This window comes from Flavobacterium sp. 90, from assembly GCF_004339525.1.
Classification (GTDB): domain Bacteria; phylum Bacteroidota; class Bacteroidia; order Flavobacteriales; family Flavobacteriaceae; genus Flavobacterium.
This window is the reverse complement of the sequence record NZ_SMGE01000001.1, coordinates 5,091,366-5,114,627: the sequence shown is the minus strand read 5'-3', so window position 1 is coordinate 5,114,627 and position 23,262 is coordinate 5,091,366. Positions and strand designations below refer to the sequence as shown.

The window sequence follows — 23,262 nt, the reverse complement described above, 5'->3', positions numbered from 1 at the left end:
TTGATAGAATAATAAAATTTCACGTTTCAATTGAAAAACAAGGTTTGTTTGCCATATTTTGCTCAAATTTGCATCAAAAAATAAATGATTATAGAAGAACTAATCGGGAATTATGCCATTTCCGGAAGTAATCAGGATGAAAGTCTTGAAATGACTTACAAAGGTATTTTGAGCTTATCATTAGACAATGATAAGCGTGTTATTGCAAAATGGCTTATTAACAATACTCAGGAACAAAAAGGCTACGGTTTCTTCAAAGACAATATTCTGGTTATCAATTTTAGCTATAAAGGCGAAAATAATAAAACTTATAAAGGCGTCGCAGTTTACCGATGCATCACCAAAGATGTATTGGAAGGTTTTTGGTCTGAAAAACATGGAAATCCCCTATTTCTTGGAACTGAACATTGCCTCAGAATGCAAAGTACCGAGAAACTAAACTAGATTTTGTCTTTAAATTATCAGCTGGATTTTGTTTCTAATTGCCAATTCAAAGACAATTCGCCAGAATATTATTTGTAAAGAGTAATTGTATCGGCAAGATTTTCTTTGCTGATAAATGCTGTAATATATTCCTGTACTTCATTTTTAGTTTCAACTGGCGTTTCGAAGGAGTTGATATGAAATTCGTCATCCTGATCCAGAATATGTATTATTTCTGTATAACCAAGGGAAATTAAACTTCCTTTCAATTTAATGATATTAAACTGCTGTTTGCCATCTAATTCCTTGCGTACTTTTAGTTTTATAGCTTTATCCATAGTAAAATATTTTAAATTAATAAGTCAGTTACTTATTCCAAATATAAAAATTAATTCTTTGAAACCACTGTTAAAAAATATGCTTTAACATATTATTTATCAACATATTAATAACAATTTCATAAAGCTAAAACAACATTTATTTCTTAAAAATTTATGTCTGATCAAAATGAAATTCATTGCTGATTTTTAGTTAATTCAGCCATTTTTTTCGTTTAAACCATATCAACGGCACAACAAAACATAAAAGTATTAGCGTAATCGCAAAAACGTATCCATATTCCCAATCCAATTCCGGCATGTTTTTGAAGTTCATTCCGTAAATTCCGGCAACAAGCATTGGCAAAGAAATGCACATTGTTATTATCGTCAGTGTTTTAAAAATCTTATTTTGTTGAAGATCTATTCTCGTTGACACATAATCTTTAAGATCTTCCAGACGCTCAAAATTATTCTGCACATATTCGTTGATTACCGTTAAATCTGTCAATTCCAGTAGAATTGCATCTTTAACTTCAGCTTCTAATTTATCGCTTTTTCTAAGCATTAGTAAAATTCGCCTGAACTCATTAAGAGATTCTTTGATTATAAAATTATTGAACTTTAAAGCGGTAATTTCATTTAATCCTTGTTCAGAAAAGTCATTTTCCTTTTGTAATCTTAAATAAATTATTTTGATATTCTTTGAAATAATCTCCGTCAAATCAGCAAAATAATCGGGAACAATTCCAATCATCATTTGCAAAAAGGTATCTATTGTAAAAGGCAGATTTTTTATTTTATCAAAATGTTCCTGTTTCTTGCTTTCCGGTATAAACTTCTCAAAATTAATATCCATGAACGAAAACATGATTTTCTCCTTAAGAATAAAGGAAACAATCACTTCTTCGACTTTACTTTGTGGTGTTATATAGGGAAATGAAAAATTAAAGGCTAATTGGTTTTGCAATTCTAGGTAATGAGAACTGATTTCAATATCTTCGCTATTATTAAGAATTGTAGTGTCAATATCAAAAAGCTTTTCAAAAACGGGAATGTCTTTCTTTGCATAATTTACAACTTGAACACTGTTTATCCCTTTCAGGTCTTTAGGAATTTCATCAATGCTTTTTACTCTTGTAATATTTTTATTGGTATCTAAAAGTTCAATAATCATGAATGAAAGTTTTATGTTGTAGTTTACTTTTGGTGCCTTTTACTACAGTTGGTTTTGAACTAATTTAAGTTCAATTTATGAATTATCCTAAATTTATAAGCTTCTTAAAAACCAAATATTTCTTTTAGTTCAATAATAGAAGTTCCTTTTGGTAATTTTTTCGGCGCTTTTACCAATTTCTCTGCTAATAAAACGGTTGGTAATGGTTTGTATTTTTTAAGAATCCCAATTGAATTAAGGATATTTAGAATTGGTACCATTATTTTTTCGCCCAAACGATCTGTTCCGGTTCTTAAAAGCAATCCCGGTCTGAAAATAATATATTGCTCAAAATTCAGTTCAGCAATTTTGTCTTCGAGTTTTCCTTTTATTTGAGAATAAAAAATCTTGCTTTTTGCAGAAGCTCCATAAGCAGATAATAGTACTACCGAAGAAACTCCGATTTCTTTGGCCGCACTTGCAAAATTTGCCGGAATATCAAAGTCTATTTTCTTTTGATTTTCCTCTGAACCTGCAGCTTTTAGAGTTGTTCCTAAACAAGAGAAAAAAACATCACCTACAATCAAATCTTTATAAGAATCAATATTAGAGAAATCAACAATTTGCTCGACCAATTTAGGATGTTGTTTCCCAATTGATCTTCTTACAAAAACTGTAATTGTCGTATAATCTTTGTCTTCTAAAAGTTGATTAACCAAGAACTCTCCTGTTGCACCTGTTGCGCCTATAACTATTGCTTTCATGTTATAAATTTATAAATATTCGTTGTAAAAACAGCTTAGTTTAAAAATTAAAAATACCAATTTTAGCATCAATCCATTTAAAACTTGCTATTCTATTGTAAATATCTTCTAATGTTCTTTATTTTATTTTTTTACTTCCGAAAACAAAGACTCCCAGAAAGTGAAATAATAAACCTGTTCCCCATGCAGCGGTTTGCCACAAAGGCCATAAATAAGTTCTGTCTGTAAAAAACCAGATCAACCAAATAACCGGAATGGTCAATGCAAATACTAATAAGTGAATTCTGAAGCTTTTTTCCGGGTTGATTTGAGCAACTTTGTGCTCGTTTGCTAAATGTCTCATAATGTTTGATTTTATTGATTTTGAATAATTTATTTAAGTTGTTATTTTTAAAAAAATCTATTGGTATAATCCCTACGGGATATTTTATCTAACGGGTCTTTTATTTTTACTACCAACCTTTAAATCCTAGCAGATTATCTTTTTTACAATTCGATTTATTTAAGTTGTTTTCCTAATTTTTCTACTTTGTTTAACCATTTATTCCGTTGGCTTTCAGTTGATTTCCTCATAAATCCAAAAGTTGAAAATCTGATTGGGTCAAATCCTACGTAGCCAAAAACAATGTTTTTAAGGATCTGATATTGTGAAGCTCGATAAATGAGATAAAACCACCATTTTGGCGTATCCATTGTAACAAGAAGCCTTAAGCTTTTTCCTTTTAAGAGTTTTTCGGGGAATATTTTTCCGGAATGGTGTTTGAATGCAAAGTCAGGAAGTAGGATTCTGTCTATGTATCCTTTGGTGATTGCTGGCATAAAACCCCACCAGTTTGGGTAGCATAAAACAACGTGATCGGCCCATTTGATCAATTCTTGCGAATGGACTAAATCTGGTTCGAGTTCTAAGGTTTCTCCGCTTTTATATCCGTCAGAAAGATTTACATTAAAATCAAGTCTCGAAATATAAATCGTTTTACAATTTGCTCCTGTACTTTCAACTCCATTTCTGTAAGCGTCTAATAATGCATTACAAAAAGAATTTTCAGATGGATGTCCAAGTATAAGTAAGATATTCGTTTTCATTGCAGTTCATTTAATTTGACACTGCAAAGATTTTAAATAATAGAAAGGGATTCGTGACACAAATGTGTCAAAATATTATTGATGCGCTAATTTTTGCCTGATTCTGGTAAGTGATTGTCTTTCTATGCCCAGAAAGCTACAAAGATGAGAAACAGATATTCTGTTAAACAGATCTGAATGGTGTTTTATAAAATCAATATATCGCTCTTCGGCAGTTTGAAATATGAAGTTTTCAATACGGGCTTGTTGTCGTTTAAGGATTTCTTCGGCAACTAAACGTCCGTATTTTTCGAAGCTGGGCAATTTTTTGTAGATCCATTGCAAATCCTCATAAGAAAGACAAACCATTGTAGTTGGTTCCAAACATTGAATCGAATATTTACTGGGTTGTTGTGTTATAAAAGCTGGATAATGTGTGGCATAATCACCTTCTGAATAAAAACCGACCGTGATTTCGTTGCCTTCATTATCTACAAACGAAGAACGAACTAATCCGTTTGCAATAAAACCGATCGATTTTTGAACTTTGCCAACTTGTAGAAAAAAGTCTTTTTTATGAAGTTCTTGAAATGTTAATCTCGAAGCATATTGTGACATTTCTTCATCAGTTATCTCAGGACAAATTTCCCTAACCGATTTAAAAAGTATCTCTGCTCCTAATTCCATTTTTTAGACTAGATTTTGATGATCTACTAAGCTTTGCTTCCGTAAAGTAAAATTCTTTTAAAGGCATAAATCGCAGGAAGTTTTGGAAAATGTTCTGCAATTCTCTCTTTAAATGTGCTGACAAAAAGTTTCTGTTGTTCTTTATCAAGACGTTCTATATACGGAATCAGGGCTGAACCGGAAATAAAATTATAAAGCGCTTCATGATCCTGAGCAATTATAGGATAAATTTTCTGCATCACCTGAATATCTTCAAGTTCGCCATCAAACATAATTTGTGCGTATTGATCGATGCTCAAAACGGGTGAATATCTTCTCCAACTGTTCAAATAGGTTTTAAAAGGTTCTTCGCCTGCTAATTGATATAAAATCTTGTTTAGTATATTTTCGTTCTGAACAGGCATTTGAACTGCAAACTGACCTTTTGGATGAATCAAATTGATCAGTTTTGGAAACAAGACTTCATGATTATCTGACCATTGTAGTGCTGCATTACTAAAAATCAAATCCCATTTTTGATTTGACTCTGCAATATCTTCTACAGTTGCACGCTCAAAACGAAGTTTTTTTGCCTCTAAAGTTTTGGATTTGTCCAGCATTTCTACAGATGAATCAATGCCCAGAAAATCAGTTTTGCTGAATTTCTTAGCTAATATTGCGGTTTGTTCTCCTGTGCCACATCCCAAATCGATTGCCTTTGTAGCTTCCGACTCTTTTATAAAATCCATCAGATCATAAAACGGTTTATTTCGCAGCTCATTAAACTCATTATATATTTTGGGATTCCAAGGCATAAAAGTCTGTTTTAATGTTTTATTTACTTCTGAAAGCTATATAAATGCAATTCAGCTAATTTACGATATAATTTCAAACTAAAAACTTTTGAAATTAATGCGCTCGTTTTTGTCATTCTGAACGAAAGGAATGTTATTAAGTTAAACTTTTAGAAAATAAAATTAATCTCGCAAAGTCGCTAAGTCGCAAAGAAAGTTTTAAATTTGGCGGCTTCGCGACTTTGCGAGATTTTTTTTTAGTCATACTTATAAAAAAACCTCCAAGATCAAATGACTTTGGAGGTTTCTGAATTTTATATTTTATTGTCTTACAATTAGTTCAAGTCGTTGAATTCGTGTAATGATTTCAATGTACCTTCGTAGAACAAAATTGCAGCAATTAAATTTCCTTTATCTGAGTAAGGCATCATTTTTCTTTGGAATTCTACTGTTGTATCCAAAAATGCTGTTGTTCCGATTGCTTGATTGTCTAACACTTTTTTGTGCTCAGAATCGTCCGGAATACCTAAATCTGCCATAGTAACTCCTGGCTTAGTAACCAAAGCAATATAAGGAAGAGTTTTTACAAGAACTTTGATACGCTCAATGTATAATTCTAAAAGTTCTCCTTTTTGCATTCCACTTAGTTCTTTTTGATCATGGTACTTACGAATTAACGCTGTTGTACTGATGATACTTCTTGGTGCATTTTTTGCCTGTGCTGAGATCGCTCCTGTAGTCAAAAAGAAAAGGATACTTAGTATAAAAATCTTGCTCTTCATTTTCATAATGTAATTGGTTGTTAATAAAACAAAAATATATAATTAAACTTAAACTGCAACTTTATTGATTTCTTTTTTTTAATAAAATTTTAACTTTTCGCAATATGCTATTACAGACACTTATAGGGGTTATTATACCATGTTTGGAATGCTCCTTTTTGACAAAAAATTATTAAGAAATCAATTTTAGTACTGTTTTGCAACGTAATAATAAGTGTAATTTATGACTTTATTACTCTAAAACGACCTGGATATTTTATCCATATGCTTTTTTTGTTGCCGTAATAATCCATAAATTCTTCGCAAACAAAAACGGCATGTGCAGATGACCAGGCAACAACTCCGCAAAATTCACTTCCGGATTGTCTCTTTAGTTTTTGCACTTGCTTTCCTAGTTTAAATCCTAAATACTTGTAGATTGTTGGCGTATATACCGCGCCGTCTTCTAAATCTTCTAACGCTCTGTCAAAAGTTGATTCTTTGTCGATAATCTGCTTGTATTTTGCCATAACAGCATAAGTCAAGACGGCATAATCGGTTATTTTTTCGCTATCGCAATTGTCTTTAATGAACACAAAACCCGCAGATTCTTTGGCTTTGTTCATTTCGTCATTATTAATATTAAACGACGCACCGTTTTTTAGTGTTATTTTATGTAGATTATCATTTATCTGTTCATATTCAAAAAGATTGTCTAATCCATAAATATTTAAAGAAGCCTTAATGAAAGCAATCGATGAACAGTTTGTGCGGTCGCCTTGTTTAAAGCTTTCGAATATTTTATCTGCACTCAATTGTGAATAAGAATTAGAACACACAAGTATTAAGAACAAAAATATTGAAGTAACAGATTTCATTGGCATTAGATTTTATAATTGTATCCCAACTGATTTTTGGGAATAATACATTATACAAATCTATAAAAATCAAGTTATAATTGGATTTTTACTTCTTAACTTTTATTATTTTTTTAAAGACAACTCTATTTCAGATCTTTATAAAGTGTTATTTTTTTGATTAGATGTTTTCTGTAAGTATAAAACTAAATATTAACAGCTAAATATTATCAAATAGATCTCTTGGAAAGACGCAAAGCTTAAACATAATATTATCATTTCGAAAAATGAGAATATTGAGCGAATAAAATCCGTTTTAATCTGTGTTTTCGCAAAGCGAATCAGCGTCATCCGCGTTCTATATTGTCGCTAATCTTTGTCGAGCTTTCTCTCCCGAAGCCTCGGGATCGAAATGACAATATTATGTTTGAGCTTTTAGATAACTACTTTTACAAAAAAACAGGCGCTAATTTCCTTATACTTTTATTAATGATGCTTCGGGTCGATTTCTTTTTGATTTCATAATCATCGCTGCATTTTTTTAACTCGACAAATAATACCTGAAACTTATCGTAGAGTGCATCAAGTTCTTTCATGGCTTTTCGTGTATTAGCATCTTCGTTTTCCTCCATTTTATTCTTGGAAATTGAAGCCATATATTCAAATTTCCGAAATGCTGCCAACAAAATACGATGCTCTGAAGAATTTATTCCTTGCATAATAAAATACTCTAATATAAATAATATTTAAAAATTTGAATTTAAGGCTTCGCCAATAACGGATCAGCATCGATATAAATTTTGGACAATGGTAATGATCTTGCTGTTGAAGTTTTCGTTTTATTGGTATTTCCGGATTGCATATTTATTGCTGCACTTAGCAAAAGTTCTGAACGATTGCCTAAAGCAAAAATCTCCGGTTCCTGCAATTCATCAAAGGAAATAGTTGGATTTATTCCGCTTGAATAATCACCTTCGTGTTTTGCGTTGAAAAGTTTATAGATAGAAGGATATAATATCCAGCCTATCTTATTTGGAATCCTGTCGTCTTCTATAGGAAAACCTGCTACATCTTTACCCACAGTTTTTTCGCCTATTGTAATAACCTCCATAAAAGGACGAAGATTATTAATCATTATTTCTGAAGCAGAAGCAGTTCGTTTTCCGCATAAAATATAGAGTTTCTTAATATCCGGATGTACATTTTTGAGGACCTCAAAACTTACATTGCGCTCGTTACTTTCTAAGGCTTCCTGAAAAGATTGTTTTACAAGTCCTCCGTTTTTATTTCCTTCAAATTGTATAAAAAGATCACTTGCTTTTATATTTGGTGCCAGAACTATACTTAAGGCTGTTGCCGATGATACATCTCCTCCTCCATTATATCTCAGATCCAAAACTAATTCGGTTATATTCTGAGTTTTTAGTTCCTGAAAAATCTCTTGAAATAATTTGGCTTGACCAACATCAAAATGCGGAATTTCTACATACCCAATTTTAGTATTATTGTTTGTAAATACTTTCGGAAAAATTGGCTGTGAAAAAGAAAATCCTTGTGATAAAGAAACTGATTCCGGTTGAGAAAAACCCGTTTCTTTTGAATAGGAAACTATTTTTAAATCTAAATGAGTTGTCGTTATTATGCTTTTATAAATCTTCTCATAATTATTCAAATTCAGTTCTTCTCCATTAATATTCGTTATTAATTGTCCTCTTAATAATCCGTAATTTTTAGCCGGAGAACCTTCTAAAGCATATAAAATCACGCCATAAATTTTGCTTTGATATTCTACAAAAGAAATATCAAACCCAAAATTTCTGCGTAAACTCTGCGGAACCGTTTCTGGTAAATTTGGATTCACAGCATACGAATACACATCTGATTTATATAATAATCTGTTGAAATATTCTTTTGGATTTATGGTTAAATCTCCCTTATCAGGCATTGTTTCATTCCATTTATAATACTTTTTCATTTGATTGTAAATCCAATCATTGGTGTATTTATTGGAACCTTCTTCATATACTTCCGGTTTGTCATCGACTTCGCAGGAAATTAAAAATATGCCGAAAAAAAGAAAAAAAAGGATTCTGATAAGAGAAGAATATTTCATTTTAAACTTTTAAAATTATGGAACCTAAACTCTTAAAATAATGCTATTAGAATTCAAAAAAATCTGCCAGATTCAAGGATCCATCTACACCTGAAAATTGACCATTATCTGCCTTTTTTTCGTCAAGAACAATCAACCTTGATTTGTTTGCAGTCATTAACATTACTACAAAAACCTGTTTTCCGGGTATATAAGATTCGGTTGTGCCGTGTTTTACTAATTCCATTTTTATAATTGGAGGCAATGAAGCCTGAAATTCAACGAAAGTACTGTATTGATTTTGTCCAATGTTTTGTGCTACAGCAACAGTTTCTCCGTCTAAATTTCGTATAATTCCATCTAGATTTCCTTTATATGCAGTATTTGAATACTTATTGAATGTTGGAAAAATAAATTTAAATCCAGCATCTTTTGGATTTGTTAATACTCCGGGTTTTGTGGCTAAAACATTGTCAACCCATAAATCTTTCTTATGATAAAACGAAATGGTATCAATGCTTTTATTACTTGTTATGTGGTAGGAATGCAAAATTTCTTTGCTTCTTTTATTTGTAATCACGATATCTTTGGGTGCATTTTCATAGATCACAAAATCATAATCTCTGACAATATTTTTGACGAATGCATTCTTATTTCCAATTTTTATTACTTTGCCATTTACAGCAATCTGAATAGAATCTGCGCGTGCATTATAACCTCTAATAACCAACTTTCCTGCTTTTTGTTCCGGATAATAAGGAACTAATTCGTCATTTGTACAAGACTCTAAAAAGAGAAGTGCTATTAAAAAAAAAAGTGCGTTTACAATCTTGTTTTTCATTTTATATATGTAATTAGTAACTGTTTTTTGTTCTTTTATAAAAAACAACTACTGATTTGTTTTTAGTTTTTGATAAATTTTATTTTTTAGAAATATATGTTTTAGTTTGACTTAGGTGCTTTTTTCAAAACGTTTTCTAAAAGCCCTTCGGCTGTGATCGATATTTTGTCAATTTCATAGCCTACAAAGCTTGTGTTTTCATTTACGAATGAAATATAAACATTATGACTGCCTTTAAATTCTGAAATATCTAATGTGTAATCTTTAAACTCTGCATCGAGCATTGTTTCTCGTTTTAAATGTATTGTTGACAAAAGTTTAAAAGTTGCCGGATCTGATGATGTTGAACCATATACTAATAAATCATGCGAGGCATCATAAATAGAAGTTTGCGCATTAATAACTAATTCAATTTTTCCTGAGTAATACGACAAATCAATTGGTGCTGTTGTAGCCCAGTTTTCTTCCATATTTTCAAGTGGTGCTCCGGTACTTAGATCAATGTTATAAGTCCCTAATATATTAATAGTTCCATTTACAATTGCTCCGGATTCATCAACCTGAATGTTTTTTCGGGCACTCCAGTTGCTCTTATTTCCATCTTTATCCAGCAAAACCCAATCAGAAACGTCTCCGTCTTCAAAATCATCTTCCCATATTGTGAATTTACCACTTGCAGGTTCTTCAGGAGACTCAGGTTCAGGTTCTACCACCACGGGAGGAGAAGAAACAATGGGATCATCATTTTGGCAAGAAATTGCAATCAGAGCTATAATTGCAATTAAAAAAAAGTTTTTCATAATAAATTAATTAGTGCGTATTTAGCAAATACTTTTTATAAACTATTCTGCTTTATTTCCGAAGGTTTAGTTGTTATCAATCGAGTAAAAAGCAATCAGAAACTTCTTCATCCTCAAAATCATCTTCCCATATTGTGAATTGGGCAGATGAAGCAATTTGTAATCATTAGTAAAAAAATAGTATAGTTTTTTTTATTTTTTGTTTTTAAAAAGCATGGGCAAAAATGCTGCCCATGCTGAATTAAATATTTATTAACCTGACAATTAGAAATTTGTAAACCTAGTCCAAGTGTTAGTCCAGTTAGCTTCTGTTTTGAAAGCTCCTGTAGCACCTGATAAGTCTAATGTACCATTGTTGAAGAATGGTTGTGTAAGTCCCCAAGCTGTAGCTGGATTTACTGTTGAAGTTGTGTTTCCAAGACCTAAACTTGTTGTTGTAGGTAATACTGGATTAACAAATCCGTGAATAGATAATAAAGACCAAGTAGAGTTACTTGACAATGAAGGAGCTTCCCAGTAGATTCCTTTATTGTATCCAGTTACAGTAACGTTAGTAAGACTGATTTGTCCTAATCTACGAACGTGGATTGCATTTTCGTATAAATTAGCTGTTGTAGCAGAGCTAACTCCAATGATAGACAATTGATTAATTACCGGACGAGTAATTAATGTAGTTGTAGTACCTCCAGCGTTGTTATCTAATTCGATACCGTTTGAATCCGGGCTTAATGTAGATCCACTACCTGAAGTACTGTGAGTAGAATTACTATCTGCAATTGCGATAGCTTTTGTAACTGTTCCTGTGTAACCAAGATCAAAATCAAAGTTATCATCATCTGGAGCAAAAGAAACTAAATGGTTTACATTTACTGTTCCTCCAAAAAATTCGAATGAATCATCTCTTCCGTAAGAAACCTGAACGTGATCAACCACTGTAGCAGAACCAGCACCACCAAAAGTTAATCCGTTGATTTCAACTCCTGTTGCAGCATCAAGAATACGTCCTGCAAATTCGATACGTACATAGTTTATAGCTCCACCATTGTGAACTGAATTTGTTCCTCCGTAGTAGAAATCAGAAACATTAGGCTGATCTCCTAATCCTTCGATAACGTTTGTAGTTAATCCATTGTTTACCGGAGCGTCTCCTAAAACAACAACTCCACCAAAATCTCCAGGAGTTGCTTTTGTAGTTGCGTTACCATCTAATAAATTGTAACTTGTAAAGATAACCGGAGATGCAGCAGTTCCTTGTGCGTCGATTTTACCTGTTTTAGTAATTACAAGAACTCCTGTAGCAACACCTGCAGCAAGAGGTTTTGCTTTAATATAAGTACCTGCCTGAATTGTTAATGTAGCACCAGATTTTACTCTTACTACTCCGTTGATTTCCCAAACTTTGTCGCTAGTCCAAGTTGTGTTTACAGTAATATCTCCACTTACAGTTTGTACTGTTGCAGGGTATCCTGAGTAATCAGCACCAGCAGCTTTCATAGAAAAAGAAGAATCAGCAGAAGAATCATCATTTTGGCAAGAAGTAACAGCCAGAGCTATCATTGCACATAGAAAAAATTTTTTCATAATAATTGGAATTATTGCTATATTTGCTGCTATTAAACTAGGCCTTTGGAGAGAGCAGCAAAATATCTTTCCTTAGGTCTTTCTCTTTTTTTGGTAAATTCTTTTCTTCAATAAACGATTCCGCTTTACCGCCGGAGGTTTACGCCTACTTCCATCTTTCATTATAGGATTGATCTAATGAAAGGATCAGGGTCGAATTCTCTTTTAAATTTTAGAATAAATAAAAAGCTAGATGTTTATGGATATGATAAACCTAATGCCGTTTTATGGTGATTTGGCTTTGTATGAAGATTCCGAATATCTGCAACCTTTACTATTTTATTTATTTAAAACTTATCAAAGAACTTTTTTTATAAAAACTCTCCCTCAAAAAAGAGTCTTTAAAGAAAACCTATTAAGCATCGTGTTGTAAAATCTTCCCTACACAATCACAGTACTTACTAAGTATTAGATTTCAAAAAAGCAAAATATCATGCTTAAATTTATTGTTAACGGTTTCTTAATATTACATAACAGATAAGCAACCGCATGTTTTAAAAAGTTTATTAAAACATATTTTTTCTTCCTTTTTATTAACTTATAAAAATCAGAAATTATTAAACTTGGTCCATGTATTTGTCCAGTTTGCCTCTGTTTTAAATGCTCCCGTATTTCCGGTAAGATCTAATGCTCCATCGTTAAAAAAAGGCTGTGTTAGTCCCCATTTTGGAGCAGGAGCTACAATTGACGTTACATTCCCCAAACCTAAAATCGTTGCTGTTGGCGTTATTGGGTCATCAAATCCATGAATTGATAATCCAGACCAAGTAGAATTTGATGGCAATGATGGAGATTCCCAATTAATACCTTTATTATATCCTGTTACCGTGACATTAGCAAGACTGATTTGTCCTAATCTACGTACTTGGATAGCATTTTCGTATAGATCAGCAACGGTAGTTGAGCTAACACCTATAATAGACATTTGAGAAATAACCGGACGAGTGATTAATATAGTTGTAGTACCTCCAGCATTGTTATCTAATTCGATACCATTTGAATCTGGGTATCCACCAACATAACTGTGACTTGAATTACCGTTAGCAATTGCGATGGCTTTTGTAATTGTTCCAGTATAACCAAGATCAAAATCAAAATTATCATCGTCTGGAGCAAAAGAAACTAAGTGACTTACATTTACTTTGCCTCCTAAAAACTCAAATGAATCATCTTTACCATAAGATACCTGGATATGATCGATAAATGTTCCGCTACCCACTCCGGCTAATGTTAAACCGTTTGCCTCGATTGTATATGTAGTTTCATATCCTAAGGTACATCCCGGAAATTCTATACGCACAAAATTCAAAATACCTGCATTGTGACCATTATTTGTACCACCATAATATAATTCGGCATAATTTGCCAAACGATTGAAATCTAATCCTTCTACAAGATTTGTATACTGACCATTGTTTACCTGAGCGTCTCCTAAAAGTACTATACCTCCAAAATCTCCAGGCCTTGCAGCTGTATTTGCATTGCCATCCAATAAATTATAACTAGTAAAAATAACTGGTGCATTTGCAGTTCCTTGTGCATCAATTTTTCCTGTTTTAGTAATCACAAGAACTCCTGTAGCATAACCTTCAGGAAGAGGCTTTTCTTTAATAAACGTTCCAGCCTGAATAGTTAAGGTGGCACCAGATTTTACACGTACAATTCCATTAATTTCCCAAACCCTGTCATTTGTCCAGGTTGTATTGGTTGTAATATCTCCACTAACCGTTTGTACTGTAGCTGGATATCCGGAGTAATCAGCGCTAGTAGCTTTCATAGAAAAAGAAGCATCGGCAGTATCATCACTTTGGCAAGAACTCATAAGTAGAGTTGCGATTGCAAATAGAAAAAAGTTTTTCATAAAGAATTAATTATTATTAAAATTGTCCTTTAAAGCAAAACTTAGAAGTAAGTAAAATACTTTTCTAAGGTTTTGTTTTTATAAAATGTTTGATCGTCTAATGATTCAATTTTGCAACTTTAAAACCTATAATTAAGAGATAGACTTAATGTCCTGCCACTTTTAGCTTTAAATACAACCTGATCAATATCTTCATCGTACTTCTTTGTTGCCCCAGCACCCAGACTATATCTATCTCTTGGATTTGCTCCATAGGGAACATCCGTAATTGTACTATAACTATTAGTGTTATTATAAGTATTTATGCCTGTATCAAACATGTTCTTCATGCTGAATTTTAATTCCAGATTTCTTTCTTTAAAAAATTTGTAACTTACCTGAGCATCCGTTATCGCATATGGCATGCGAATTTCTTCGGCACGGTATTCAAATCCTACCAATATATATTGATCTCCAATCGCATTCTGTCTAAGACTAAAACCAAAACGGTCACCTACATAATCTAAACCAAGATTATAAGTATAAGGTGATTGCCCATACAAAGGTCTGTTGGCTTCATAAAGTCCTCCCGTTCCATCGATATTAACATAAGAAGTTACTTTTGTATCATTGAAAGAAGCGTTTCCGTAAACAAAAAGATCTTTTAATATTCCGCCTTCTCCTAAGAAAGAAAGATTTTTATAAAACTCAAATTCAACTCCCCATAGTTTGGCATTGTTTGAGTTCAAAACGTAGATATCTCTTCCATCTGAAGTATTACGGAAACCAACTGATTCTATTGGATTATCAATGTCTTTATGATAAATACCAAAAGATAAAATCTCAGCACCGGATGGGAACCATTCTAATTTAAGATCATAATTATTAGCGACACTTGAAACCAATCCATCTGAGTAATTGTAGACTTTAGCCGAACGAATTGGATCGTAATAAGGAATACCCAAACGCTCTGCAAATTGTGGACGCAAAACAGATTTATTATACCCCAATCTAACATTCATTTTATTAGTTGGACTAATTATTAAGCTTGCCGATGGCAGAAATTGCCACATTTTATCATTACCCTGGTCTTTTGCTAAACCATCAGGATATTCAGATTGACTTTGTATTTCGGTATAAATGTAGCTTTCGGCTCTTACTCCCCAAACCAACCTTACATATCGACCAATTTTATCATCGAGCATTAAAAATGGGGAATGTATTTTGACGTCACCTTCATACTTATTACCGTATATGCCAAAATCTTGCCATCCAAAACCTCCCCAATAATAATTTGATCCGTCCAAAAATTTAGAAAGCGGTTCATAAATAGTAGCCTGCTCAGCTGTCTGACCAACTGTTATTAACTTAGCAGATGCTTGTTGATTTGTTGCTCTTTTATAAGTCCCAAAATAACCTCCTTTAAGATCATTTGTAAAAGAATCACCAAAATTAAAAGTGTATTTTAAATTAATGGCCCAGTTATAATCGGCCTCGTCATTAGTAAAATTGCTTCTGCTAAACGGAAAATTGTTCTTACCATTATTATTCACACCGTAAGATGTCAGTACATCATCGCCTACTTTTTCCTTGCTAATAGTTACAAATGTTGCGTCCTTGGTATCTTTTGCTACATTTCCATAGGCACCATACCAATTAACTTCAAGGTTATCGAACTTGTGATTTCCTTCAATTTTATTCTGAATAAAAGTGGTGTAAACAGGATAATTAGACTCTGTAGTATTTGCAAGTTTGCTGCCGTCTAAAATCCCATCTATAGCATCGTCATTTTCCCAACCTGTAATTTGGGTTAATTGATTGTTGTAAATATGCATAACAGTATTACGCACTGTAATTTTATGATTACCTAACTGAATACCCGCATTAAACATACCGCCCAAAGTCGAATTATAAGTATAATTGGCTCCTGAATTTTTAAAGCCATATTTTGTAAAAGTGGAGTACAATGCTTTATCGCTCTCCGGCGAAAAATCAGTATTACTTCTAAAATTTCTTTCTGTATGCTCAATTTCTAGTTTTTCCTGCGTATTCTTAAAAATTGCTGAACCAACAAATCCCCATTTGTTATTGTCTTTTAATTTATAAGTTCTTCCTATACCAAATTGCAAAGTTGTTCCGGGAGCGCCATAGGTTTTATAAGTAGAAAAATTATCCTCTGTAAATAGTCTGCTGTAATCCAAAAAAGGACCTGATTCCGCCTCAGTTTTTGGAGGATCTATTGTGGCACGGTTAGATGGATAATCACGTCGACCGTCATCAAAACCCCAATAATCATAATCGCCTTCCTGTTTTGTCAATCGCTCTTTAAAAGCACTTTTACTGTTATAAGAATTACTAATAGAAAAATTGGTGAAGTTTTCTTTCGGAATATCCATAGTTTTAACTTCTACATATCCTCCGGCAAAATTCGCGTACATATCCGGCGTTGCAGATTTGCTCACAACAATACTTTCGACAATAGCCGTTGGAATAATATCGAAAGAGAAATTTTGCTGATAAGCATCTGTACTTGGCAAAGCGATTCCGTCCATAACCGCCTGATTCCATCTTTCGCCCATAGAACGTACTACAACATATTTATCGCCAATTGTCGTTACACCCGTAATACGTTTTAAGGAACTCGCCACATCTCTGTCCGGAGTTCTGGCGATTTGCTCTGCCGAAATACCATCAGAAAACTGAGCCGCTTTTTTCTGTTGCAGTAACATACCTCCTACTGATGCTGTTGCTTTTTTATAATCCTGAATAATAACAACTTCATTCAAAGATTCTGCATCTTCTTTTAAAGAAACTACAAGTGGAGTTTCGCCGTTTTCAAGAACTTTAACTCCCGTAATCTTTTGCGTTTGAAATGAAATCGCACTAATTTCGATAGTATATTCGCCTGGTTCTAATTCCAAAACATAATTACCATCAATATCAGATTGCGCGCCAATACTCAGTTCAGCTACTTTTATATTTACACCAGGCAACGAAAGTCCTTTGACATCTACGACTTTACCGGTTATTTTTCCCTTCTTTTTTTTTTTGTCACCGTCTTTACTATTTACGGCTATATTATTTTCGTTTCTTCTGAAATTTAAGTTGGTCATGTTTTGCAAATCACTTAAAATTTCATCTATCGAAACATTATCTTTTTTTAGTGTAACCAATGGTAAATCCAAATCCAGATCTTTTTGATAAACAAATTGATAAGGCGTTCGGGATTTTAGATTATCTATAATTTTTTGTGGCGAAGAATTTTTAAAATCAACCGATACAGTTCCGGTTTGTGCATAAATTGAATTTGTTCCGAAGAAAACTCCGAAAAATAAAATCCATAAGGCAACGGCAAATCGCCTCGAAAATTCATTGTTCATAATTGATGATTGTTAGTGTTTATTAGAATTATTTTTAATGCAATATTTTGGATAAATATTTTCAGTTTAAAGCGAGCGATTCCCGGCAACTTGTATTAAATCTTTTTTTTAGATTTAATACAGTCGCAAATTATTGTTTCAAAATTTTATAACCTTTTATCTGCTAATGAGAAAAGTATTATTTCCGGTAGTTTGAATCTTTATTTCCAAAGCAAAAGCAATTGTTTGGAGCATTTCATAAAAACCCTGTCTCGTATCAAGTGTTCCTTGTATTTTAAGATTTTTTAAATCTTCATCTAAATACATAACTGAAAAATGATTTTTTACTTTCATTTTTTCCAAAACCTGTGCTAAGGTTAATCCGTCGACATAGATTAAAACCTTTTTCCATTCCGGTTCAAGAACAAGAGATTTTTGTTTGTTTAGTATCGAAGTTTGGGCTTCATAAATTGCTTTATCGCCTCTTTCAAGCAATACAGTATTTTGCGAACTTTCGACTTTTACTTTTCCAGTTCTTACGTTTACTTCAGGCTGATTATTGGCGTAAGCCTTAACATTAAAAGAAGTTCCCAAAACAGTCGTTTTTATAGCTCCGGAACTAATCACAAACGGATGAGACGGATCGCGTTTTACTTCAAAAAAAGCTTCTCCTTTTAAAGTAACCGTTCTTTCTTTTCCAGTAAATTTTTTAGGATAATCAATCTCAGAATTTTCATTTAACCAAACTCTTGTTCCATCAGGCAAACTCAAAAGTCTGATATCATTATTGAAAGTTATTGTCGAAGTAATTTCGGGTTTAGGAAAATCAGAGTGAAGAAAAGCCTGATACGCACTAAAAGACAGAATAATTACAGCACTTGCAACCGCTGTCCAGTTATAAAAGTTTTTATACTTATCAACTGTAGTTTTGCGTATCGTATTCCACATACGAGTTGTGCTTTCATTTGGTAAAATACCTCTGTTGGGTATTGCATCCCACTCATCTCTCAATTTTTTCGATTTCATTAAAATCAACTTTAGTTTTTGGAAAATCATACACGAATCTCCTCGATTCAACTATAATAGATTTTCAATGATTTAAATATCACGGGTAGTCATCGTAATTAATGTTTTCTTAATGTAGAAGAACATTTACTTAACTTTGAATCCGATGCAAAAAAACAGTTATTGGCAGTAAATCAGGGGAAATTTGCCTTTAAAAAGACACAAAAACAAAAGTCGGTTTTAAGATATAAATTCGGCCTGACTCACAAAAAAAAGCGCGAACCAATACAATTCATGATTCTTAATCGAATTCTTTTTAAGGAATTGTAATGTCTTCGAAATTTGGTTTGCTACGGCACTTGGCGACATGTCCATTTCTGCCGCTATTTCTTTGTAACTGCGATCTTCGAACTTATGGAGATTAAAAATTTTTCTTCTTTTGGCTGGAATTTTATTGAGCAGATATTCTATTTTTTCCAGTTTAATACTAATGTCATCATCGACTTCAAGAACATAATCGAGCTCTTTTATCAACTGGTCATTTTCTACCGAAAAAATTCTGTTTTGTTTCTTATACCATCTTGAAATTTCCTGTTTGGAGCTTTTAAACAAAATGGCTTCCAACTCAATATTTGGATCTAGTTTTGTTCTGTATTTCCAAAGATGAATAAAAACATTCTGTGTCACATCTTCTGAATCTGCAAGCTGCGCTGTATATTTTTTTACAAAACAAAATACTTTAAAGTGATATAAATCGTAGATTTCTTTAAAACAAGAATCATCTCCATTTCGTAATCTTAGTACCAAATCAGAACTCATAATGCAATTTTAAATTGTTAAAGAAGACCCTTACAAAAGTAAGGCAAAGCGCAATCGATATTTTTTGTGATTCGCTCATTTAATAATTTATTAATATTACTCAGTTGGGTACATCATGAAGATGCAGCTTAACCGCAATATTGTCATTTCGATCTCAGGGCTTTGGGATCGAAATGACAGGCTTAACTCTACAAAGATTGGTGACTGTCTTTTTATAGTACGCGGATGACACGGATTTGCTTTACGAAAACACAGATTAAAACGGATTTTACTCGCATTTTTGTCATTTCGATGAAGGAGAAATCTTCACGAGTAGCTCGACAAAGATTAAATCCTCGTTGCGGAGTTACTTGCGAAGATTTCTCATTCGAAATGACAAGATTAATCTAATAAAATCCGTTTTAATCCGCGTTTTCGCAAAGCGAATCCGCCTCATCCGCGTTCAATTTTGAGCCTTTTATTTCAAAACCGTCTCAGTAATAGTATCCAATAAATTCGATCTCATTTTTGAATTTCTTTTATCCAAAAGAATTATAATTCCCCAATTTTTAGTCCTGTTATAACATATAATAGACGATTGTCCCATTGAATCACCAGATTTCATATAAAGCGTATTTTTATCATCTGAATCAATATTTAAAGCCAATCCTAATTCTCTGTTATCGACTTTATAGAACGTTTTTTCAGTAATTAATGCTGCTTTACCAACTGTAGTTTCTTTGTTTAAAAGTGCTTTCAAATACTTAACCATATTAGTTGCATTCGATTTTACTAATCCTGCAGGAGCAGTAACATTCCATTTGAAAAATTCCTGAATACCACCCTCAGGATTGTGAGCAGTTGTTCTGTTTTTTACATCAAAATCTATTGTTAGTGTATTTTTCATGTGCAACGGATTTATGATTTTTTCTCTAATAATTTCATCATAACTCTTGTTGTACACTTTTTCTAGTATTTGCCCCAATAAAGTAATTCCAATAGTAGAATAACGGTATTTGCCATAATCTTTGAGTTCAGTGCAATTATTGATAATGTCTGCCAATGTTTTTTCGGTTACATTATTTATAGGTTGTTGCGGATCCAGTGCAATTAATTTTCCAAAATCTATATCAGGCAAACCAGATTGATGAGAAGCCAAATCTGAAATTTTGATTTTATTTTTTAGATTTTCATTCAACACATATTGGTTAGGAAGATAATTGTCGATATAATCGTCTAACTTTATTTTATTCTCCAAAACAGCTTGTGCAACTAAATTTGTGGTCAAAATCTTGGTGATAGACGCAATTTCGAAAATAGAATTTTTATTAATTTCTGCGTTACTTTCTGCATTCAATTTTCCGTAAGAAGTATAGAATTCTCTATTATTTTGAATAAAACCAACGCTAATACCTACATCAGGATTTTTTTGATAATTGTCCTTAATGATAGAATCAATCTTTCTTGTAATGTCTTGTCCAAAAGAAAAAGTGCTTACTAATAATAATGCTGCTAATAATTTTAGGGAAGTTTTCATGGTATCGTTGTTTATGGTTAGAAATTTATTTCGATACAAATCTCAGAAAGAAACCATTCCTGCGCGACCGAATAAAAACACTCGTACTCATTTGTTTCAAAAAACAAGTACGAATAATCAAAATCCGAAGTACGAGTAATTACAAAACACTACATAACAATGTTTTACAACCAAAAACCAATGCTATTTTGTGCATTTTAGACAGCCTTAAATTCAGAATGAAAAACTAAATATCTTCGAAAAAATTACTCGACCGAATTAAAAAGAACTTACTTGTAACTCATTTACTTAATTTTTCCGATTGCATTTTTAGACAAAAATTAAAACGCAGCTCTCCTATTTTATTTATTTTAATTAAAGATATTTGCATTTCGAAAATAAAATTTCAATGATACAGATTAACAACGAGCAATCCTTTGCTTTAGAGAATGTACTTTTTTCCTTTGCTTTAGAAGTTGAAGCTGCCGATGTTTTTGATGGACAAAACGCATTAATTACCGGAATTGGAAAAGTAAACGCCGCTTATGAACTTACTAAAGCTATACAGTTCAAAAAGCCGTCTATAATTGTTAATCTTGGATCAGCCGGAAGTAGTCACTTTAAAAAAGGTGATGTCATTTGTTGTACCAAATTTGTACAAAGAGATATGGATGTTCGCGGATTGGGATTTGCTTTATACGAAACGCCTCTTTCTAATTTACCCGTAATTTTAGAATACGGTTTGACAATGCCGGAACTACAAATTGGGATTTGCGGAACCGGCGATAATTTTGAAATGGGACACGACGTAAAAATATATGACGTCGTAGATATGGAAGCCTACGCACTTGCTATGATTGCGATGAAAGAGAATATTCCGTTTTTGTGTTTGAAATATATTTCAGACGGTGCAGATGATAATGCCGCAGACGACTGGACAATTCAGGTTCATAAAGCCGCTGAAGCTTTTGGGGAAATTTTGAATTTAAAAAAGTAGAAGTAAATCTGTTTTATCCACGTCAAAATTAAACGCTGATTTTACTGATTCGCTAAAGCGAAAACGCTGATAAAAACTGATTTTTCTAAAATCATTTATTTGGATGCATCCAAAAGAATAGCCAATTGTATGCAAGGCAAATCAGAACGATTGCTCCAGGCATGATTTGTGCCTCTTTGTACAACAATATCACCTGCTTGCAATAAAGTTTCGCCTTCGTCTAAAATCAAATAAATTTCCCCCGAAAGAATAATGATATAATCCAGTGTTTCTGTTTGATGCATTAAAGGATGTGGCTGATTTTCTGGCGTTACAATTCCTAAATCTTTATCTGGCGGAATCTGAACATATCTAAAATAACTTCCGTTTAAAGGCGTATTTGGAAAAGCTGTATTTTCTATAATTTTCTCTTCAAATTTCGCAGGAGTGCTATCTGTCGACCATACATCAGAAATTATCAGACCCGGAAAATGCTCTGAAACATTGGTTATTATAGCATCTTCTTCAATTATTGATTTTCCGTTGTGTAAGCCCGTTACAACTCTTCTTGGAATGATTTTCATATTGTATTGATTTGCATTACTAATTTCTTTCCTTGTGTTTTATTTTCGCGTAATATTGAATGCGCAGTTGTAACTGTAGAAACATCCAAACTTCCAACTATTTGAATTTCTGGCGGTGAGATTATTCCGTTTTGCAACAATAATCTTAACTCATTTAATCCGTTTTGGTAATAGTCATAACGTTTTTCAAGTCCGTAAACGTAGTTGGAGATATTTAAGATTGCAGCGCCTTTGGTAAACAGAATTCCACGTGATTCTGGTGTCGAAAAATTAGTTACATCTACAAAAACTCCGTTTGTTTTTAGAAGCCTTGCTCCAATTTCTCCAGTGTTGTTTCCTACCAAATCCACAACAAAATCAAATTTTTTATTTTCATTTAAAGAAAATGCGGTTTCGTAGATTTCCTCTTTTTTATAATTGATGATTTTTTCCCGTTTTACACCGAGACCAAGTAATGCATTGATACTATTTTCATTTCCTCCCGTAACAATAAAATTCTCATAGTTTTTTGCAATAAGTAATTTCAGAAACATATTGCCTACTCCGCCCGCAGCACCTGTAATTAATATCGAATCATTCAAATTGGCATTCATGCGATTAAACGATTGCAAAGCCGTTAAACCCGCTGACGGAATTGCCGCAGCTTCTCCAAAAGAAATGTTCGAAGGTTTATGCACTACGATGGCTTCGGGAACACAAATATATTCGGCGTAAGTTCCGTTAGATCCCATACTTCCTGATCCGCAGAAAACGGCATCTCCTATTTTAAAATCGGTTACGTTTGGACCAATTGCCGAGACAATTCCGGAGAATTCACGACCTAGAATTGGAGAACGCAAAAGCTTTCTTTCTGGTCCATCTTCGGTCATTTGATAATCGATTGGATTAAAACCTGAAGCTAAAATCTTCACTTGAATTTGATTGTTTTCAGGTTGTGGAATTTCTATTTCTTCCAGAAGAAACTCTCTGTTTTGTTGTAGTACAATTGCTTTCATTTTTATTGTTTTATTATACAAAAATATAGTGCT

At 32.8% G+C, this 23,262-nt stretch carries 23 protein-coding genes; 2 read left to right on the top strand and 21 right to left on the bottom strand.

Annotated elements, in window-relative coordinates:
* Window positions 1-84 precede the first annotated feature (84 nt).
* On the top strand, window positions 85-444 hold the full coding sequence (locus tag C8C83_RS20635) for a hypothetical protein (RefSeq protein WP_132011879.1): 360 nt from the start codon (window positions 85-87) through the stop codon (window positions 442-444).
* A gap of 68 nt (window positions 445-512) precedes the next feature.
* Here the strand turns inward: C8C83_RS20635 and C8C83_RS20630 are convergent, their stop codons facing one another.
* The 19 genes from C8C83_RS20630 to C8C83_RS20540 all read right to left on the bottom strand — a co-directional run bounded on the left by C8C83_RS20630 (window position 513) and on the right by C8C83_RS20540 (window position 20,695).
* The gene (locus tag C8C83_RS20630) at window positions 513-761 is read right to left on the bottom strand and encodes a hypothetical protein (RefSeq protein ID WP_121330448.1); all 249 of its coding nucleotides are present in this window, start codon (window positions 759-761) and stop codon (window positions 513-515) included.
* Window positions 762-954: 193 nt separating this feature from the next.
* Entirely contained in the window at window positions 955-1,917 is a 963-nt protein-coding gene (locus C8C83_RS20625; protein ID WP_121330447.1) for a CorA family divalent cation transporter, read from the bottom strand.
* Between the two features lie 104 nt (window positions 1,918-2,021).
* Window positions 2,022-2,660, bottom strand: coding sequence for an NAD(P)H-binding protein (locus C8C83_RS20620; RefSeq protein ID WP_121330446.1), 639 nt, complete (start codon window positions 2,658-2,660; stop codon window positions 2,022-2,024).
* A gap of 118 nt (window positions 2,661-2,778) precedes the next feature.
* Window positions 2,779-3,003: a 2TM domain-containing protein gene (locus C8C83_RS20615; protein ID WP_121330445.1), complete on the bottom strand. Its 225-nt coding sequence runs from the start codon at window positions 3,001-3,003 to the stop codon at window positions 2,779-2,781.
* Between the two features lie 155 nt (window positions 3,004-3,158).
* The gene (locus C8C83_RS20610; protein ID WP_121330444.1) at window positions 3,159-3,746 is read right to left on the bottom strand and encodes an NAD(P)H-dependent oxidoreductase; all 588 of its coding nucleotides are present in this window, start codon (window positions 3,744-3,746) and stop codon (window positions 3,159-3,161) included.
* Window positions 3,747-3,821: 75 nt separating this feature from the next.
* A complete protein-coding gene (locus C8C83_RS20605; protein WP_121330443.1) occupies window positions 3,822-4,412 on the bottom strand; it encodes a Crp/Fnr family transcriptional regulator in 591 nt (196 codons plus the stop codon).
* A 26-nt stretch (window positions 4,413-4,438) separates the two neighbouring features.
* On the bottom strand, window positions 4,439-5,206 hold the full coding sequence (locus tag C8C83_RS20600; protein WP_121330442.1) for a methyltransferase domain-containing protein: 768 nt from the start codon (window positions 5,204-5,206) through the stop codon (window positions 4,439-4,441).
* A gap of 314 nt (window positions 5,207-5,520) precedes the next feature.
* Window positions 5,521-5,967, bottom strand: a complete 447-nt coding sequence (locus C8C83_RS20595) for a hypothetical protein (RefSeq protein ID WP_121331393.1) — start codon at window positions 5,965-5,967, stop codon at window positions 5,521-5,523.
* A 221-nt stretch (window positions 5,968-6,188) separates the two neighbouring features.
* Window positions 6,189-6,824, bottom strand: coding sequence for a hypothetical protein (locus C8C83_RS20590; RefSeq protein WP_132011878.1), 636 nt, complete (start codon window positions 6,822-6,824; stop codon window positions 6,189-6,191).
* 428 nt (window positions 6,825-7,252) lie between these two features.
* Complete coding sequence (locus C8C83_RS20585; RefSeq protein WP_132011877.1) at window positions 7,253-7,459, bottom strand: hypothetical protein; 207 nt, start codon at window positions 7,457-7,459, stop codon at window positions 7,253-7,255.
* Window positions 7,460-7,563: 104 nt separating this feature from the next.
* Window positions 7,564-8,916, bottom strand: coding sequence for a S41 family peptidase (locus C8C83_RS20580; protein WP_121330440.1), 1,353 nt, complete (start codon window positions 8,914-8,916; stop codon window positions 7,564-7,566).
* A 46-nt stretch (window positions 8,917-8,962) separates the two neighbouring features.
* Window positions 8,963-9,736, bottom strand: a complete 774-nt coding sequence (locus C8C83_RS20575) for a hypothetical protein (protein WP_132011876.1) — start codon at window positions 9,734-9,736, stop codon at window positions 8,963-8,965.
* Between the two features lie 101 nt (window positions 9,737-9,837).
* Window positions 9,838-10,536 (bottom strand): hypothetical protein, encoded by a 699-nt coding sequence (locus C8C83_RS20570; RefSeq protein ID WP_121330437.1) that lies wholly within the window; start codon window positions 10,534-10,536, stop codon window positions 9,838-9,840.
* A 264-nt stretch (window positions 10,537-10,800) separates the two neighbouring features.
* Window positions 10,801-12,117: a hypothetical protein gene (locus C8C83_RS20565; protein WP_121330436.1), complete on the bottom strand. Its 1,317-nt coding sequence runs from the start codon at window positions 12,115-12,117 to the stop codon at window positions 10,801-10,803.
* 586 nt (window positions 12,118-12,703) lie between these two features.
* The gene (locus C8C83_RS20560) at window positions 12,704-14,017 is read right to left on the bottom strand and encodes a hypothetical protein (RefSeq protein WP_121330434.1); all 1,314 of its coding nucleotides are present in this window, start codon (window positions 14,015-14,017) and stop codon (window positions 12,704-12,706) included.
* Window positions 14,018-14,136: 119 nt separating this feature from the next.
* A complete protein-coding gene (locus C8C83_RS20555; RefSeq protein ID WP_121330433.1) occupies window positions 14,137-17,376 on the bottom strand; it encodes a TonB-dependent receptor in 3,240 nt (1,079 codons plus the stop codon).
* A 156-nt stretch (window positions 17,377-17,532) separates the two neighbouring features.
* A complete protein-coding gene (locus tag C8C83_RS20550; protein WP_121330432.1) occupies window positions 17,533-18,381 on the bottom strand; it encodes a FecR domain-containing protein in 849 nt (282 codons plus the stop codon).
* Window positions 18,382-18,600: 219 nt separating this feature from the next.
* Window positions 18,601-19,179 (bottom strand): sigma-70 family RNA polymerase sigma factor, encoded by a 579-nt coding sequence (locus tag C8C83_RS20545; RefSeq protein WP_121330431.1) that lies wholly within the window; start codon window positions 19,177-19,179, stop codon window positions 18,601-18,603.
* 457 nt (window positions 19,180-19,636) lie between these two features.
* Window positions 19,637-20,695 (bottom strand): serine hydrolase domain-containing protein, encoded by a 1,059-nt coding sequence (locus tag C8C83_RS20540; RefSeq protein ID WP_121330430.1) that lies wholly within the window; start codon window positions 20,693-20,695, stop codon window positions 19,637-19,639.
* Window positions 20,696-21,083: 388 nt separating this feature from the next.
* Between C8C83_RS20540 and C8C83_RS20535 the strand changes: the two genes are divergently transcribed.
* Window positions 21,084-21,671, top strand: a complete 588-nt coding sequence (locus C8C83_RS20535) for a nucleosidase (RefSeq protein ID WP_121330429.1) — start codon at window positions 21,084-21,086, stop codon at window positions 21,669-21,671.
* Between the two features lie 95 nt (window positions 21,672-21,766).
* Here C8C83_RS20535 and C8C83_RS20530 read toward each other — a convergent pair whose 3' ends face one another.
* Complete coding sequence (locus C8C83_RS20530) at window positions 21,767-22,234, bottom strand: cupin domain-containing protein (protein ID WP_121330428.1); 468 nt, start codon at window positions 22,232-22,234, stop codon at window positions 21,767-21,769.
* Window positions 22,231-23,229, bottom strand: a complete 999-nt coding sequence (locus C8C83_RS20525) for an NADP-dependent oxidoreductase (protein ID WP_121330427.1) — start codon at window positions 23,227-23,229, stop codon at window positions 22,231-22,233. The genes C8C83_RS20530 and C8C83_RS20525 overlap by 4 nt, the downstream gene beginning before the upstream one ends.
* Between the last annotated feature and the right edge of the window lie 33 nt (window positions 23,230-23,262).